The 17,361-nt window shown below is 45.1% G+C and carries 12 protein-coding genes; 10 read left to right on the forward strand and 2 right to left on the reverse strand.

Translation table 11 applies throughout. The annotated features are described in order from the left end of the window. Positions 1-32: 32 nt before the first annotated feature. Positions 33-1,394, forward strand: a complete 1,362-nt coding sequence (gene hisS / locus G459_RS0121355; RefSeq protein ID WP_026969447.1) for a histidine--tRNA ligase — start codon at positions 33-35, stop codon at positions 1,392-1,394. On the opposite strand, the gene G459_RS0121360 is transcribed toward hisS, so the two are convergent. Further along, on the reverse strand, positions 1,391-1,672 hold the full coding sequence (locus G459_RS0121360) for a hypothetical protein (protein ID WP_026969448.1): 282 nt from the start codon (positions 1,670-1,672) through the stop codon (positions 1,391-1,393). The genes hisS and G459_RS0121360 overlap by 4 nt on opposite strands. 196 nt (positions 1,673-1,868) lie before the next feature. On the opposite strand from G459_RS0121360, the gene G459_RS0121365 reads away from it, so the two are divergent. Both G459_RS0121365 and G459_RS0121370 read left to right on the forward strand, forming a co-directional pair. Continuing rightward, positions 1,869-2,204, forward strand: coding sequence for a YbaB/EbfC family nucleoid-associated protein (locus G459_RS0121365; RefSeq protein ID WP_026969449.1), 336 nt, complete (start codon positions 1,869-1,871; stop codon positions 2,202-2,204). Positions 2,205-2,285: 81 nt separating this feature from the next. Next, the gene (locus tag G459_RS0121370) at positions 2,286-3,287 is read left to right on the forward strand and encodes a glycosyltransferase family 2 protein (protein ID WP_026969450.1); all 1,002 of its coding nucleotides are present in this window, start codon (positions 2,286-2,288) and stop codon (positions 3,285-3,287) included. On the opposite strand, the gene G459_RS0121375 is transcribed toward G459_RS0121370, so the two are convergent. After that, a complete protein-coding gene (locus tag G459_RS0121375; protein ID WP_026969451.1) occupies positions 3,284-3,502 on the reverse strand; it encodes a PspC family transcriptional regulator in 219 nt (72 codons plus the stop codon). The genes G459_RS0121370 and G459_RS0121375 overlap by 4 nt on opposite strands. A 36-nt stretch (positions 3,503-3,538) precedes the next feature. On the opposite strand from G459_RS0121375, the gene G459_RS0121380 reads away from it, so the two are divergent. From G459_RS0121380 to G459_RS0121410, 7 genes are all read left to right on the forward strand, one after another. After that, positions 3,539-5,356, forward strand: a complete 1,818-nt coding sequence (locus G459_RS0121380) for a tetratricopeptide repeat protein (protein WP_157373403.1) — start codon at positions 3,539-3,541, stop codon at positions 5,354-5,356. 764 nt (positions 5,357-6,120) lie between these two features. After that, positions 6,121-9,408: a SusC/RagA family TonB-linked outer membrane protein gene (locus G459_RS0121385; RefSeq protein WP_026969453.1), complete on the forward strand. Its 3,288-nt coding sequence runs from the start codon at positions 6,121-6,123 to the stop codon at positions 9,406-9,408. Between the two features lie 43 nt (positions 9,409-9,451). Further along, positions 9,452-11,179 (forward strand): RagB/SusD family nutrient uptake outer membrane protein, encoded by a 1,728-nt coding sequence (locus G459_RS0121390; RefSeq protein ID WP_026969454.1) that lies wholly within the window; start codon positions 9,452-9,454, stop codon positions 11,177-11,179. Positions 11,180-12,006: 827 nt separating this feature from the next. Next, entirely contained in the window at positions 12,007-12,771 is a 765-nt protein-coding gene (locus G459_RS28190) for a glycosyltransferase family 2 protein (protein ID WP_157373404.1), read from the forward strand. A 102-nt stretch (positions 12,772-12,873) separates the two neighbouring features. Further along, positions 12,874-13,125: a pinensin family lanthipeptide gene (locus G459_RS30655; protein ID WP_211234413.1), complete on the forward strand. Its 252-nt coding sequence runs from the start codon at positions 12,874-12,876 to the stop codon at positions 13,123-13,125. Beyond that, positions 13,028-15,175 carry a lanthionine synthetase LanC family protein gene (locus tag G459_RS0121405; RefSeq protein ID WP_026969455.1) on the forward strand — a complete coding sequence of 716 codons (2,148 nt, stop codon included), beginning with the start codon at positions 13,028-13,030 and terminating at the stop codon, positions 15,173-15,175. The genes G459_RS30655 and G459_RS0121405 overlap by 98 nt, the downstream gene beginning before the upstream one ends. Further along, positions 15,172-17,358, forward strand: a complete 2,187-nt coding sequence (locus G459_RS0121410) for a peptidase domain-containing ABC transporter (RefSeq protein ID WP_026969456.1) — start codon at positions 15,172-15,174, stop codon at positions 17,356-17,358. Before G459_RS0121405 ends, G459_RS0121410 begins: the two co-directional genes overlap by 4 nt. Positions 17,359-17,361 lie beyond the last annotated feature (3 nt).

Here is a 17,361-nt window from a genome sequence, read left to right on the forward strand (position 1 = left end):
TAAATTTGGCTTTCAATTACCAAAAATCACCCATGCAAAAGCCGAGTTTGCCCAAGGGCACCCGAGATTTTGGCCCCGTGCAGATGGCCCGAAGAACCTACATCCTGGATACGATCAAAGAAACTTTTCAGCTCTTTGGCTACCAACAGATCGAAACTCCGGCCATGGAAAACCTCAATACCCTGACCGGAAAATATGGGGACGAGGGTGATCAGCTGCTGTTTAAAATCCTAAACAGCGGTGATTTTATCAAAGATGTGAAAGCGGATGATTTGGAAAAGGGCTCCGGTGCCATTCTGAACAAGGTTTCTGAGAAAGGATTACGCTACGACCTCACGGTTCCCTTTGCCCGGTACGTGGTGATGAACCGTAATGAACTGACTTTCCCCTTTAAGCGCTATCAGATCCAGCCGGTCTGGAGAGCGGATCGGCCGCAAAAGGGTCGCTACCGCGAATTTTATCAGTGTGACGCGGATGTGGTCGGGACGGACAGCTTGGTGTGTGAAGCCGAAATCATTCTGATGATCCGACGGGTTTTTGAAAAACTGAGCCTGAAAGAATATAGCATCAAGATTAATAACCGAAAGATCCTGACCGGAATCGCTGAGGCAATCGGCGAAGCGGGAAAAGAAGGTCCGCTATGCGTAGCCATCGATAAGCTGGACAAGATCGGCTGGGAAAAGGTAAAAGAAGAACTGACTCAGAGAGGTTTTGGCGCTACTTCCCTCGAAAATCTCGCGCCGCTGGTTTCACTGGAAAGTGACCTGACAGGCAAGCTGGACTTTCTGAAAGGCTTTTTGAAAAGCTCAGAGACGGGACTGAAAGGTGTCGGGGAGCTTGAGGAGGTTTTTTCTATACTGGAGAAGATGGGAGTCGATCTAGATCATGTCGATTTTGATATCATGCTGGCACGCGGCCTTTCCTACTATACGGGGGCGATTTTCGAAGTGAAAGTCCATCATGTGTCCATCGGATCCGTGAGTGGAGGTGGCCGATACGATAATCTGACGGGAGTCTTCGGTTTGCCGGGAGTGTCGGGAGTGGGATTTTCCTTTGGAGTGGACAGATTGTATGATGTACTGGATGAATTGGGGATATTTCCAACCGAAAGCCACACCAGCACCCGACTGCTTTTGACTTATTTTGATCAAGCGGGATTTGGCTATGCCTTGAGTTTATTGAGTCAGTTCCGAAATGCCGGCGTCAAGACAGAGATTTACCCCAACCAGGTTAAGATTCAGAAGCAGTTTGATTTTGCCAACAAGAAGGGGATTCCTTTCGTGGGAGTCTGTGGGGATGAAGAAATGAAGGCCGGAGTGATTTCGGTCAAGAACATGGTTTCCGGCGAACAGATGAAGATGACTGTGCCAGAAGCTGTAGCCATAGTGGGTTAATCTACGTGGAGAATGGAATGGATAGGAAGATAAATTCCACCCTTCAGCGAAATGAAACCGTCACCTACCGCCCAGACAGTCGTATCTACCAGATAGACTTGCTCATCGGCTGCTTCAAAGGTGATCTTGACTTTGGTCTGAAGGAGATTTCCAAGAGTTTGTGAGCGAAAGAGACTGGACATGCGCGCTACACGTTCATTGGGATTGGCGATCACCTCTTTTTTCGCAAAAGAAAGCAGGGGGATTTCTTCTTTCGATATTAGTACGATGGTTTTCATGTAGTTAGAGGGTTTGATTACTTCTGTTTACTGGTTAGGCTTGAAAAAAGTTACTCAAACAGTTGACCATTCTTGTCGATTTGACCGCGGGCATATCTTTATATTTTGCCCAGAATAGGGTACGGGTAGTAAGTATTTGGAGAAAAAGTGAAGTTTATAAAGAGTTAATTTTGAGCTAAATAAAAAACAAAAAGATATGTTTGACATAATGGGTATGATGGGCAAAGTGAAAGAAGCCCAAGCGAAGATCAAAGAAGCTCAAGGTAGACTGGTGCATCTGACAGCGGATGGCGAAGCCGGAGCGGGCATGGTGAAAGTTTATGTCAATGGAGAACGAAAAGTCCTGAAGATCGAGATGGACGAGTCTCTTTTGACGCCGACAGACAAGGAGATGCTGAGTGATCTGATCGTGGCAGCAACCAACAAAGCCATGGAAGCTATCGAAGTGAAGATCAAAACAGAGATGAAATCTGCCACTGAGGGAATGCTGCCAAATATCCCCGGGATGGACCTGGGAAGCATGTTCGGATAAAGTCAGATCTACTTCAAGCGAACTTTCGTGGGATGATTATTCAGAACATTCCATTGGCCGCTAAAAGCTAATTGTAAACAGATGAAAAAAGCGGCAATAGTCATCCTCAATTACAACGGTAGGCAGGTAATGTCTACCTTTTTGCCCTCTGTACAGCAGAACAGCAAGTTTGACTGTTGGGTGATTGACAATGCCAGCACCGATGATTCCGTAGATTTCTTGAAGGCCGATTTTCCGGGGATTCAATTAATTTCTCTCCAGTCCAACTTTGGCTACGCTGGTGGTTACAACTGGGGTCTGGAGGAATTGAGAGGAAAATACGAGTATTTCATCCTGCTCAATTCCGATGTAGAAGTCACCGCGGACTGGGACGCTACGATGGTAGACTGGCTGGATCAGCACCCAGACTTTGCCGCAATTCAGCCGAAGATACTATCCTGGCAGGATCGCCGTTTTTTTGACTATGCAGGCGCCGGTGGCGGGTATCTGGATGACCTCGCCTATCCCTATTGCCGCGGTAGAATTTGGGATACGCTCGAGGAGGATCATGGACAATATAACAATGCGGTTGAGGTCGATTGGGCTTCGGGAGCTTGTCTGGCTATCAGATCAACCGATTTTTTTGATCAGGGTGGGTTTGATGCACACTTTTTTGCCCACATGGAGGAGATTGATCTGTGTTGGAGACTGAGAAGGTCTGGCAGGAAGATCGGATATCTGGGTGAGGCTACTGTTTTTCATCAAGGCGGAGCAACCCTAGATCGCTCCAGTCCCAACAAGCTTTACCTGAATATCCGAAACAACCTAAGCATGATTTACAAGAATGTCGCGGGCATGCGGTTTTTTGGAATAATTGTGGCTAAGGGAATCCTGGAGATGGCTGCTGCCTTAGGCTATCTGATTAAGGGGAAAAAGGACTTTGCGCTGGCAGTATGGAGAGGCTATGCCGACTTCTTTGAGCGGATGGATCAGTTGGATAAGCCAACGAAAAAGCCGGAGATGGACAATTCCACCGCCGGCCCGATACGTTTTCTGTTTTGGAATTATATGGTTTTGCGCAAGCGAACCTTTGACAGGTTCTAGTCAAAAAGTACCGGGTTGTTCATTTTTCGGAAATACTTTCGGATTTTCATCATCATCGCCATGCTCACATAGAGGATGATCGGAGAGCCCAAAGTCACGAAAGACGAGTAAATAAAGAAGAGCCGGATACTGTCTATCGGGAAGTGGAGTTTTTCTCCCAGTCGAGAACATACCCCGAAGGCGCTCTCTTCGAAGAATAGTTTCAGTTTTTGCATCTTGTGGTAGTATAATCGGTTTAAAATTAGCAGAAAATGAGTTTGAATTCTAGAAATCAATTCAATAACAGCATGTTTAACATCCTACTCATCCTCCTTTTACTTTTAAACGGGCCTGCTTATTCGAAATCAATAATAGCGCCAGAAAACAAATTTTTGAAAGACGTCCAGCTCACTCCGGCCAAACTAAAATTGGAAGGTGACTCAGTTCGCTTTACGCTGAAGGGTTCGATCCCGATCGAATCGGTGCTGTCTCCGAAAAACCCATCTATTCGCCTCGCTTTCAATGCAGAGGACACGAAGCTTGACTTGGGCGGCGTTGAACTCAAAAGAACCGTCTCTGCCTATGAGTATGAAAAAAGATTTGCGCTGAAATTTGAGCCATGGATGCTGGGGGCGGTATTGGAGGTTTCTTTTTTTCAGGGGAAAAAGGAAAGTCAGGCCGCCTATGAGAAGCAGACCCTTGCCAGAGGAATCATAGCGCCTCAGCTGATGGTGAAGTTGGGAGATGTGTACCCGGACGAGCCGATTCCGGTCGTGGGCTTGTACATTACTTCCGGCGCCCTGGATCGGGAGACTCTCCGAAAAGAGGAGTTTACAATTGAATTTGATCCTGGATCGGCGAACTATAAGAACAGCGCCGCAAATCTTGCGGCGCTCAAGCAGATCGATGCATTTTTGGAATCGAATCCAGACGTGCAGGACTTCAGAATCACCGGTCTCCAATCTCCAGAGACCACGGAGGGGAAGAGCAGCGCATTGGGAATGAGCCGGGCCGAATCCGCGAAAAAAGCCCTTGGTTCCCGCGTCAGCTCACTGTCGAATTCACAGCTGAAATTAAGTTCCAGATGGAACGACTGGTTTGATCTCAGGCTATTGCTCAAAGATTACAAGGGAATCTCCACCACCCGGAGGGACGAGCTGTATGCCATTCTGATGAGTCAGGAGAGTTTTGTCGAACAGCGTGAGCGGCTGAAGAAAGTTCCCGGATTTTCGCAGGTGTCTCAGGATCTTTTCCCCCGACTTAGGGTCGCAAAAGTGGAGATCATCTCCAAACCCCGGGCGGGCCTGGATATGAATCAGTCCGTGAAGCTAAAGGATGCATTGTCCAGAAATGACGGCACCAATGCGCTCTCGTTAGCAGAATGGGCGCTCGCCGCCGAGTCAACGCAAAGTATCGAAGAAAAGGCTGCCATCTACTCCAAGATGACCGAGTTTTTCCGATCACCGATGCCATATAATAACATGGCGGTGGTGCGGATGCGGCAGGCTCAGCGTACCCTGGATAAGGAGTCCAAGGAAGTATTGTGGGCAGAAGCGCTTAGACTACTGAGCCAAGCCTATCGGATCGAGCCGACCCCACAGACCGTTCACAATCAAGGCCAAATTTTTGCCTTTCAGCGGAATTATTGGGAGGCCTATAAGAAACTGTCTGATGCTTCCACGATGTCGCAGAATCCTGACTTTCTACAGCACAATGAAGCGCTTCGTGGTGCTCTCGATATTTTGCGAGGCGACTACAAGCTTGCGACTTTGAGGTTTGATTACAAATTTACCGATCCGAAGGATTATTTTAACAAAGGCCTGGCTTACTATATGGTGTCTGACTATACGAATGCAAACATGGCTTTTGAAGAGTCGGTGGTGCAGGGCCGGGCGTTTGGATATGGGTACTATGGCCTCGCGATGATTGCCGCAGCGGGTGGGCAAGAAGAGATAGCGATGATCCAGTTGAAAAAGGCGATAGCTGCAAACCGGCAATTGTCTGATCGGGCTTTTAGAGACCCGCTTTTTGAAGAACTTCGAAATAGCCCAGCATTTTTCGCCGAAATGGAATCGGATCGGAGTCAGTAAATATACCAATGTGGTTAGTACAGAAAGATCGTCCGTGAATCGTATTGTGTCTGCGAGGATTGGAAGCAATGGGAAGCAGTGAGCTTGATTCCTTTAGCGACTTTGTTTGCTATTTGCAAAAGAAGTGTAAAATAGATTCTGGGTTTATCTTCTTCTTTCTCAATAGAATAGATTTAAATCGGACCTGAGTAGACGATTGTGTCTCCGTTCTGGTTGGAAGCCTGTGCATGCCTACTGACAAATTTGGGGGAATCACACACTGCTCGATAGAAAGGCTACGAGCCGGGTTAAAATTTTATTTTTCGGAGAATGCAAGAGATTGAATATTATTTTGCTGGGTTTTCAACAAATAGGCTACTAATTTTTTGAATTGCTAACATTACGCACATTTATAGAACTCCGACGTAAAAAAATATATTTAAAAAGCTGGTCCTGAGCCGAAATCCAAAATTTAATTAGGTATCCGGGTTTGAAATTTGTTTTAGATTATTTAACATTGACGGTTAACAATTAATAATTAAACCCAAAATTCAAGCCTATGATCTATTTTACTTAGAAAACTTACCCTTCCCTCAATCAGCATCATCCGATGCGCTCAAACCTACAGGTTTATTCTAGTCGGTCATATGACCAAGGTGTAGCAGCAATAATATCTTGATAATCAAGCGTATAACTATTGCTATTAATTTGAGAGTGATCGAAATCGATTGCATAATCAATTAACTAACAAGTTTTTGAGATTAATCTTGTTACCCAATCTATCTATGTTTATGAAAAATGTTTACAAAATTCTAAGTGTGTGTCTTACGCTCTTAGTCCTATCCGCCGGTAGTGCCTTTGCGCAGAAAGCCGTGACGGGTACGGTCCTAGACGAGTTCGGGGTAGGTCTTCCGGGGGTTTCGGTCCTTGTGAAAGGCACTACTACCGGAGCCGCTACCGACATTGACGGGAAATACTCCCTCAGCGTCCCCAATGACCAGGCTACCCTGGTATTTTCTTTTATCGGCTATGCTGCTCTTGAGCAGGTGGTGGGAACCCGAAGCATCATCGATGTGACCATGGCTCCTGATGAGAGAACGCTTACCGAGCTGGTAGTAACTGGCTACACCATTGACTCCAGAAGAGAGACAACCGGTGCGATTGCGACAGTGGATCCGAGGGATTTGACTGTGATACCTACCGGTAACGTCGAGCAAACGCTGCAAGGCCGCGTTTCTGGTGTGACTGTAATTACCAACGGTCAGCCAGGTACGCAATCGATCATTCGTGTTCGTGGTTTTGGTTCCTTTGGCGGTAACTCTCCGCTGTACATCGTTGACGGCGTGCCGGTAGGAGACACCAACTTTCTGAATCCGGAGGACATCGAGTCTACCACAGTTCTGAAGGATGCTGCGGCTGCATCTATCTACGGTGCCCGTGCTGCGAGTGGGGTGATTATCTACACCACCAAAAAAGGAAGTAGAAACAAGAAAATGCGCGTGGACTACAACGGCATGTTCGGTACCACGACTCCTGGGAATGGTTTGGATATGATGAACCCTCAGGATTTTGCTGACTACACGTGGCTTGCTGAAACTAACGCAGCAAAAGCTGATGGTAGAGCTCCAAAATATGAGAACTCTCAGTTTGGAAATGGAACTAGCCCTGTATTGCCCTATTACCTCAATGTGATCAGCCAAGACCCTGTAACGGGAGCTCTTGGTAAATCGCCAGGTCAACCAGGCCCGTTGTCAGCTGACCAAATCGCTCAGCAACAGGCTTGGTACAATGTAGATCCTTCAAAAGGCCCAATACTACAGCTGGTAAGAGCCGCGACAGGTGAGGGAACGGATTGGTACGGTGCAATCACCCGAAACGCGCCGCTCAACAGACATTCGATCGGCTTGAACGGTGGGGGAGAGACCAGCCGCTATTACATGGGCGTCGGCTACCAGGATCAGGCCGGTATTTTAACTGGGAACAGCTTCAAGAGGATTACCTTCAGAGCCAACTCCGAATTTGATGTAACCAAGAAGCTCCGTATCGGAGAGAACTTCCAGGGCACCTACCTTAGCGTACTGGGTCAGGACGGCGATGTCGGAGGTCAGGGAGTCTCTAGAAACGAAAACGATATCTTGGGTGCTTTCAGAATGCCATCGATCATCCCGATCTATGATGAGTTTGGAGGATATGCGGGCACCAACGTGGGGTCATTTAACAACCCAAGAAATCCGGTAGCAAGCCGTGAAGGTCTTGAAAATAATCAGGATTACAATACCAACCTGTTTGGGAACCTCTACGCGGAATATGACATCCTTGATGAATTGACTTTCAGGACATCGATCGGGGGTCGCTACAATACCCGCTTTTATAAGAGCTACACCAGATGGCAGTACGAAAACTCTGAAAACAACTCCGCTTTTGGATATTCAGAGGGATCGTCCAATGTGTTCTCTTGGACCTTCACCAATACCTTGGCTTGGAAGAAGAAATTTGACAAGCATGCATTTGACGTGATCCTGGGTCAGGAATCACTCAATGACGGCGCCGGCAGAAATCTGGATGCTTCAGGGCAAAATCCGTTCTCCCAAGATCCGGATTTCATCACGATCTCTAACCTTCCGGTATCTACCCGGGTGGTCAACTCTGGCTTCTACAACGGAGTAAATTTCTATTCCCTATTTGGTCGTGTAAATTATGCATATAACGATCGATACCTGTTGAGTGCTGTATTGCGACGGGATGGTTCTTCCCGTTTTGGTGTCAACAATCGATACGGCGTGTTCCCTGCATTCTCGGCTGCTTGGAGAATTTCTTCCGAGTCCTTCCTTCAGGGAACCTCCTGGATTGATGATCTGAAGATCAGGGGGGGTTGGGGTCAGATGGGTAACTCTAATAATGTGAACCCAAATAACCAGTATTCACTCTACGGCGGTAACGTGGGATCCTCTTCCTACGATATCACGGGTTCTAACTCCGGGGCAATCATCGGTTATAGAAGATCCCGTATCGGCAACCCTGATGCGAAATGGGAGACTGCCGAGACGACTAACATCGGCTTTGACGGTACCTTCTTCAACGGGCGCCTGGATGTGATCTTTGACTGGTGGAAGAAAGAGACAAAGGATTTGCTTTTCCAATTGCCTATTCCAAGTACTGCAGGATACAACGCTGATGCACCGTCGGTCAACATCGGGAAGATGCTCAACCGAGGTTTGGATCTTTTGGTCACCACCCGTGGCAACCTGACCACTGACTTGACCTATGAAGTCACCGCAACTGGCTCACTTCTGAAGAATGAGATCACCTATTTGGCACCTGGATTGGATGTAATTACTTCTGGCGATGCCAACCCAAGCTTTAGGGGGATTACTCCTATCCGAAATCAAGTGGGGCAATCACTGTCTTCCTTCTATGGATACGAAGTTGTGGGTCTTTTCAGCAGCGCTGAGGATGTCGCAAATCACGCGACTCAGAGAGATGCGGCTCCGGGACGTTTCAAATTCAAAGATATTGACGGAGATGACGAAATCACCACAGCTGACCGAGACTTCATCGGTAGCCCGGTTCCTGACTTCACAGGAGGGGTAACCATTGTCTTGGGCTACAAGGGCTTTGATTTGTCAGCCTATTTCTACGCCTCTGTAGGAAATGAAATTTGGAACCAATCCCGTTGGTTCACCGACTTCTACTCAACATTCGAAGGTGCGGCAATCTCTGAGCGTCTGAAGGATGCTTGGACTCCGGAAAATCTGGATGCTGAGATCCCTATCGTGGAGAAAGCGGCAAACTTCTCTACCTCCAATGAAGCCAATTCATTTTATGTAGAGGATGGTTCCTACCTGAGACTGCAAAACCTAACCTTGGGTTACAATCTGCCAACTTCATTGTTGACCAAGTGGAACATGGAGCGATTCAGAGTGTTTGCATCTGCAAATAACCTGTTTACGCTGACCGGGTATTCTGGTCTGGATCCGGCTGTAGGCGGTAACGCCGATCTTACCTTCGGTATCGATGTTGGAAACTATCCGGTGACTAAAGGTTATACTTTTGGTTTGAACGTAAGCTTCTAATGAAAATTGACAGGCAAATACTAGCATGAAAAAAACGAAGCATATGAAAAATATAAAAATAAAAATCGGTGTACTGGCGGTAGCAACCATGGTGACTGTTGCCGTAAGTTGTAGCGAGGACTTTCTTGAGGTTCCACCTACAGGCCAGCTAGCGCAAGCCCAGCTGACAACGGTGCAGGGCTTGGATGCAGCTTTGATCGCGGTGTACTCCCAAGTCAATGGACGAGACGTGCGGATGGCTTCTCCGTCCAACTGGGTTTGGGGAAGTATTCGTGGAGGTGATGCAAACAAAGGTACGGATCCCGGCGATTTCAACACGATCAACCCGATTCAGCGGTTTGAAACAGACCCTACCAACGTAAACGTGTATGATAACTGGCGAGGTATCTACGAGGGAGTCGCCAGAGCGAATAGTGTGTTGGCTTTGCTCAATACTCCGGCTGCCGACGTGACTCCTGAGGACATCAAGCGAATTTCCGCACAAGCGAGATTTCTGAGAGGTCACTTCTACTTTCAGCTGGTGAGAAACTTCAAGATGCCAACGCTGGTAGACGAAACGCTTGACTACGGGACTGGATTGGAAGATGTGGTCAACAATCAGGATATTTGGCCTTTTATTGAGGCTGACTTCCAGTTCGCGGTAGACAACTTGCCAACAAGCCAGCCGCAGGTAGGGAGAGTGAATTCTTTCGCAGCAAAGGCTTATCTCGGCAAAGTATATCTCTACCAGAATAAATTCGCGCAGGCTAAAACGCTGTTTGATGACGTGATCGCCAACGGTATGACGAGCAAAGGAGAGAAATACGGATTGGTGGAGTACTACGACAACGCGTTTAGAGGTGCATTCGACAACAGCAAAGAAACCGTATGGGCCTATCAGGCCGCTGCAGGTACTGGATCTGTCAACAATGCAAACCCTGAGTTTGACTTGAACTTCCCGTACAACTCAGCTGCTCCGGGTGGATGCTGCGGTTTCTTCTCGCCGAGCTTTACCTTCGTAAACTCCTTCAGAACAGATGCCAACGGTCTTCCACTCTTGGATGAAAGCTACAACACCGGTGCCAATCAGGTGAAAAATGATCATGGCTTAGTAAGCAGTGATCCTTTTACACCGGACACAGGAAATCTGGATCCTAGATTGGATCATACGGTAGGTAGGAGAGGAATCCCTTACCTGGATTGGGAGGATCATCCGGGTGCATCTTGGATCAGAAAGCAGGATTGGGCAGGCCCATATAACCCTAAGAAGTATGTCTATCAAGAGTCCGAAAAGGGAACCTTCCAGGATAACTCCACTTGGACTCCTGGCTATACCGGAATGAACATCTACGTCATCCGATTCGCGGATGTGTTGCTGATGGCTGCTGAAGCTGAGATTGAAGCAGGTAGCTTGGAAAAAGCCAGAGAGTACGTCAATATGGTAAGAACGAGAGCCATGAACTCCAAGCTGATGAGAGAGGGTGGAGCCGAAGCGGCCAAGTATGTGATCGACATCTACAAGTCTCCTTGGGCAAGTGCTGACGCCGCCCGTACGGCCGTTAGATTCGAGAGAAAGCTTGAGCTGGGTATGGAAGGCCACAGATTCTACGACTTGGTTCGTTGGGGAATTGCAGAACCCGTCTTGAACGCCTACCTGGCTTACGACGGAGCGATCCTTACGAACGCCTTGGGTGGGGCTAAATACACCGCTAAGCACGCAATTTTACCTATCCCGCAAAACCAGATAGATCTCTTAGGTCCGGATATTCTGATTCAGAATCCAGGTTTCTAAGAGCATCAATTTGATGATATTAAAAGGGAGGCAAATGCCTCCCTTTTTTCGTTGTGTGCCAGACATGGCGATAACTCTAGGATCATAAGTGAGGCAATACCTTTAAAACTCTTAATAAGCTTATCTTCTTTTTTGATTCCGATAAAAGCTCCACACCTATTCGCGGTTTTATGGGTCGACTATAGAGTTAACGAAAACTAGCGGAATTTTTGTATTCATTACTTCAAGCTCAACTCTTGGTGAAATCCTTTTCCACATTTAAAATCTCCAAGTAGGCAACCCTTAGGTTCTATCCTGGACCAGCAATGATCCTCCCCGAACCGACTATCATTTCTGGTTGAAGTCTGTACGCAAGTGCCACGGTAGTAGTAATATCAAGTATCGGACTACCTTTTAAGAAGATCATCAACATCTGTTTAAAGAATGATGGATTGAAAAAGACCCCTTCGTTGGGAGCCTTCTAACGACTCGGCAATATGCGAGGAAACTAGATGTAAAATAAGCTAGGATATGTAGGCCTTGCTTGGCAATGGGTAGAACAGTTTTAAAGTATGCTGAATTAAATTATCGAATTTATTTATAAATCAGTGATTGCAGCCCTCAGTCTCGTCGAAGGATTCGCTGATAGTCTGAGGATTAGAAGCCAAAGTTGCTTCTAATTTCCGAAGAATCGTAGCTGAGACTTACTGGAATTTAATTAGCTTACATCTGATGTCAGACTGTGCCGATAGGTTGAATCAATTCTACATTAATTACATTGAATAAGATTCGGTTTTTGGCCAAAAGGCTTGTTAAAAGATTATAACAGCTATTAGTCAGAATCTTCTTTGAGAAAGGCTAGCGTGATTTTTATCAAGCAAAAATCTCGTTCAAAAAAAAATATTATGTCCTCAACTCCCCTAGTATCAGCAATTGTTCCATGCTATAACCACGGCCGGTTTATAGGCGAAACGATTCGATCGATTCAATGTCAGACTTTCGCTGCAATAGAGATCATTGTGGTCGATGACGGTTCTACAGATGCCGAGACAAGACAGGTACTTGAAAACATTAAAGAGATGGGCATTTTGGTTATACGTCAGGAGAACTCAAAAACAGCGGTCGCTCGCAATACGGGTTTTAACCACGCTAGTGGTGACTATCTCCTTACTGTTGATGCTGATGATTTAATTGCGCCTACTTTCGTTGAAAAAGCTATGTCCGTGCTGGAACGTTACCCGAAAATCGGTGCTGTTTCTTCTTGGGTACGCTGTTTTGGAAGTCAGAATTATAACTGGATGCCTACAGGCGGAGGAGTACAAAACTTTGTCTTAGATATTAACTGTTCGTCATTTGCTCTAATCCGGAGGGCCTTGTGGTCTAACAACGGGGGGTTTGATTCTGGAATGGTTAATGGGTATGAGGATTGGGAGTTCTGGGTTAACGCCACCAAAAAAGGATGGATTATCCACATCCTGAAAGAATTTTTGTTTTTCTATCGTCATCGTTTTGCAACTCGTGCCGGCGAGGCCATTGCCAACAGGACGGCTATTTTGAGATACATGAGTTCGAAGCATCCAGAGGTTTTTCTCGGCAAATCGATTGGTCGTTAAATTTAATATTTGGACACTTGTCGAGATAATTTTTTTTTAGTTTTTGTTTCAAATAAAATTATTAGGTACTATATTAATGGAACAAAAAAAAATATATCGTTTATGAAAAAACTAAAATTAAGCGAACTTAAAGTTCAAAGCTTTGTGACCTCTTTAGAAGATGCTCACAAAATGGCGCTAAATGGAGGATCACTAACAACGGGGGACTGCGTGACACGTGGCCCAACTGGTATTCCCTCTGCCCAGTGTGGTACTTATGAGAATACCTGTACCACCAATACGTGCTACTATCCATGCGGGGGAGCCTATTTTACCTATCCTGGAGGTCCCAACGGACAGACTGGCACTTGCTAAACTATTTGAGCACTATGCACAAATCGATCATCAAAAGTGGCTGACGTATTATCAGCCACTTTTTTTTCACTATCCTTCACCAATGTTTTTAGACGAAGCCATTCAGTTGGGAGATCGGCTACTAGGCAAAGCTAAGGAAGACGAGAATGGCATGTTTTGGATGACAGTGAGCAGTGATCTTTCAAACAAGGAATTTCAAAGTTTCACCATCTACAATGGAGCATGTGGTTTCGCTCTTCTTTTCCTTGAGCTCTATCGAGTTACCAAACGGGAGAAATACCGAATCGCAGTAGAGAAGGCACTTTCATGGTCAATCCATGAAGTGCGAAAGGATTCAGGAAACAATTTTGCTTTTTATACTGGCAAAATGTCGGTAGTGTTTACATTGATAAAAGCTAATGAAATGTTGTCCAAAAAAGAATATTTGGATGAAGCTTTGTCAATAAGTCGTGGAGCACGAAGCTTTGTTGATTTTGGGATTTCTGATCTTCTTAACGGTACATCGGGTACACTACTGGTTTTAATTCATTTATATGCCGCGACGCAAGACCTCAGCGTTTTGTCCGATATAGAGGTATTTGCAAAAACGCTATTGCGCAGAGCAAACTTAAGTCGGCAAGGCATATATTGGGACCGTATGAACATTAATATTGCCGGTCTATGTGGATTATCCCACGGAGCTTCTGGCGTTGCCCTAGCTTTCCTCGAATTAGGTGCATATTTCGGTAATGATGCAATTATTTCCGTTGCACGATTGGCGATGGAATATGAGGAGCAATTTTATGAATTGGAGAGAAAGAACTGGTCGGATCTCCGAACCTTAATTCATATAGATGAATTTTACAACGAATATCGGAATGCCTATGATAAAGGGCTACACATAAAGTTTGAGGAGACTAAGTTTGTTCTAGGTTGGTGTCATGGCGCTCCAGGTATCGGCCTTGTCAGACTTCGCGCCTATCAATTGCTTAAAGACGAGCGCTATTTGGAGCAGGTAATTAAAGTGATTGATACGGTTCAAGATTCATTATTCGACAGAAGTTTATGTAACAATTTTTCTCTTTGCCACGGTGTAATGGGCAACGCTCAATTACTATTAGCCGTCGCAGCTATCAAAGAGGAGCCCGAATACCGGGACGCAGTGCTACGTGCTTCAGCTCATGTAATTGAAGAGAAAGTTAGGCGGGGGTATTATCTTTCTGGAATGTCGAATTGGCAAGAAGACGACAGTCTTTTGCTAGGGAACGCTGGTATCGCTTATTCATTTCTTCTTATTTCAGAACCAAAGTATGAGAACTCAATCTTGCTTCCAGAAGTCGCTCGCTATGCGAAAACCGACTCGCAATGTATCGACCTTCCCAACTGGTATGTTAAAGAACAAATCATTCGTCTTCGTTTTCCGAGATCATTGAACATTATCTCGAAAGTATTCCCCGACAAGGCAAAGAACTACTTTAGCCAAAAGGTTGATTTAGGATTGGCCGAAGACTGGAAACATTGGGCTCATAGCCTTGCTCAGGACAATTCTCAAGTTGCCCCATTTTTAACGGATGTTATAGATTTTGAAACTTTTGTGTTTAACCTTGATCTAAGTACAAAATCAAACGCTTACCTCTATTTTAAAAGTGAGATCGTGCGTAATGAGGCGAGTGAACTTCTTCAAATGAAGGAAGAAGAGTTTTTGGGCAGGCATGTAGAGAAATGTACTGATATAGTCATCAGGGAATTGAAATGGAACTTAAAGCCACTGCTGGATCAAAATTATTCTAGTCATCACTCACTAGAAGGAGAATGCACAGTGGTACTTATACCGCGGTTCTGGGGTGTGGAGGAGCAGCTCATTGAATCAGATCTTCTACTCGAAGTGCTGAGGGTTTTTTCGACTCCTAAGAAAATTTCACAAGGTATATTAGAAATCGTTACTTCATTCGAGGATATAGATTCACAAATACAAATGTATGAGGTAGAGCACATCATTTGCGCTCAGGTAAAGGAAGCTTTGGTAAAAGGATTACTTGCGCCAAGCCCATTAAGTAACATTAAGAAATGAAGAAATTTCCATTTTATCGCCAACTCTATCAAATGGATTGTGGCCCTACATGCCTTATGATGGTGGCCAAATTTTATGGAAAAACTTTGCAACTGGCGAAGCTCCGGGAACAAACTGAAAATACAAGAGCCGGGTCGACACTTATGGGCCTAAGCGCTGCGGCGGAGTTAAATGGCCTAAAAACTTTGTCTATTCAGATACCGTTCGAAAAATTCAAGGAACATGTTCCACTTCCAGCAATTGTTTACTGGAAAAAAAGACACTTTTTAGTAGTTTATGAAATCACACGTAAGGATGTGCTTGTCGCTGATCCAGCACACGGCTTATTAAAATATTCTCATGACGAGTTCAGAAAGGGTTGGTTAAATGTACAATCAAGTCATGGGCCCACCGGAGTCGTTTTGGTTATTGAACCTACTCCTGAATTCTACACAACACCTGACGAAAAACTAGACAAAGGAACATGGACCTTTGTGTTTCGGTATCTCAAACCCTACAAGAAACATATCTTCCAGTTAATATTAGGGATGATTCTGGGAAGTCTTTTGATGCTAGTCCTGCCGTTTCTTACGCAGGCTATTGTTGACGTCGGCATCAATACAAATAATCTAGAATTCATTCATCTAATGCTATTTGCGCAGCTAATGTTGACACTTAGCCGGACGAGTGTGGAGTTCATTCGAGGTTGGATCCTACTGTTCATAAGTGCGAGAGTCAATATTTTTATTCTGTACGATCTGCTTGTGAAACTGATGAAGCTTCCAATGTCATTTTTTGATACAAAGAAATCCGGGGACATTCTCCAACGGATGGGGGATCAAAAGCGTATTGAGACATTCTTGTCGTCTTACTCATTAACATTTATTTTTTCGCTGGTTAATCTGGCAGTATTTAGCGCAATTCTTGTATATTATAATAAAACTATTTTTGCAGTTTTTTTTATTGGTAGTGTGGCCTCGCTCTCCTGGGTGTTTATGTTTCTTAAAAAAAGAAAAGACCTTGATTACCGCTTGTTTGACCAAATGTCTTCTAGTCAGACAAGTTTGATCCAATTGATTACCGGAATACAAGAGATTAAGTTGCATAACAGCGAGAAAACAAAGAGATGGGAATGGGAACGCATTCAGGCACAGCAATTCAAATCTACCCAGCGAGCACTGGCCTTAAGCCAATACGAACAAGTGGGTTCTGTTTTCATCAACGAACTTAAAAATATTTTAGTCACCTACCTAACTGCTAAGGCTGTGATGCAAGGTGATATTTCATTTGGAGTTATGTTGGCGATCCAGTATATCATTGGTCAGTTAAATGCACCTGTCAATCAGATGGTCACATTTATTCATTCAATACAGGAAGCAAAGATCAGTCTAGAGCGTTTGAATGATATTCATCAACTTAAGGATGAAGAGCAGGACGACGCGTCAAAAACATCTGATCTACCAGTAAATAGGACAATAACTTTTGAGAAGGTAAGCTTTTCTTATGTGGGAGGTACGAAAGTCCTTGACGGTATCAATCTAACCATCCCAGAGAACAAGAAGACCGCTATCGTCGGGGCTAGTGGTAGTGGCAAGACAACTCTCATCAAGCTATTGCTCAGATTCTACGAACCGCAAGAAGGCTCAATTCGAATCGGCCAAAATAAATTAGGAGGTTTAAATCTTCGAAGATGGAGGGACTTTTGTGGATCTGTTTTGCAAGATGGGTTTATTTTCAGCGATACAATTTCGCGGAATATTGTGGTAAGCGATGAATTCATTGATAGGAAACGAATGAAGTATGCCAGTGACATAGCCAACATAAGTGGCTTTATTGAATCTCTTCCACTTGGGTTTCAGACGATAATTGGGCCGGATGGGCAAGGTTTGAGCCAGGGGCAAAAGCAACGTATTCTAATAGCTCGAGCTGTATATAAGGACCCAGAACTTATTTTTCTAGATGAGGCAACAAATGCTTTAGACACTTTGAATGAGCGCGTAATTGTTGAAAATCTGAATGGGTTTTTGAAAGGGAAGACTGTCGTGGTTGTGGCCCACCGTCTCAGCACTGTCATGAATGCAGACGTTATTGTAGTAATGGACAAGGGAAAAATTGTTGAACAAGGTACTCACGAAGAGTTATCGCGCAGTCGTGGTCACTATTTTGAACTCATCCGCAATCAACTCGAACTCGGTGAAGGTTAACCG

The organism is Algoriphagus terrigena DSM 22685 (genome assembly GCF_000429445.1).
In the GTDB taxonomy this organism is placed as follows: domain Bacteria; phylum Bacteroidota; class Bacteroidia; order Cytophagales; family Cyclobacteriaceae; genus Algoriphagus; species Algoriphagus terrigena.

Bases quoted from the DNA above. Each gene is read 5' to 3' on its own strand.
- hisS (WP_026969447.1), top strand. From the start codon at position 33: ATGCAAAAGCCGAGTTTGCCCAAGGGCACCCGAGATTTTGGCCCCGTG.
- G459_RS0121360 (WP_026969448.1), bottom strand. From the start codon at position 1,672: ATGAAAACCATCGTACTAATATCGAAAGAAGAAATCCCCCTGCTTTCT.
- G459_RS0121365 (WP_026969449.1), top strand. From the start codon at position 1,869: ATGTTTGACATAATGGGTATGATGGGCAAAGTGAAAGAAGCCCAAGCG.
- G459_RS0121370 (WP_026969450.1), top strand. From the start codon at position 2,286: ATGAAAAAAGCGGCAATAGTCATCCTCAATTACAACGGTAGGCAGGTA.
- G459_RS0121375 (WP_026969451.1), bottom strand. From the start codon at position 3,502: ATGCAAAAACTGAAACTATTCTTCGAAGAGAGCGCCTTCGGGGTATGT.
- G459_RS0121380 (WP_157373403.1), top strand. From the start codon at position 3,539: ATGAGTTTGAATTCTAGAAATCAATTCAATAACAGCATGTTTAACATC.
- G459_RS0121385 (WP_026969453.1), top strand. From the start codon at position 6,121: ATGTTTATGAAAAATGTTTACAAAATTCTAAGTGTGTGTCTTACGCTC.
- G459_RS0121390 (WP_026969454.1), top strand. From the start codon at position 9,452: ATGAAAAATATAAAAATAAAAATCGGTGTACTGGCGGTAGCAACCATG.
- G459_RS30655 (WP_211234413.1), top strand. From the start codon at position 12,874: ATGAAAAAACTAAAATTAAGCGAACTTAAAGTTCAAAGCTTTGTGACC.
- G459_RS0121405 (WP_026969455.1), top strand. From the start codon at position 13,028: ATGAGAATACCTGTACCACCAATACGTGCTACTATCCATGCGGGGGAG.
- G459_RS0121410 (WP_026969456.1), top strand. From the start codon at position 15,172: ATGAAGAAATTTCCATTTTATCGCCAACTCTATCAAATGGATTGTGGC.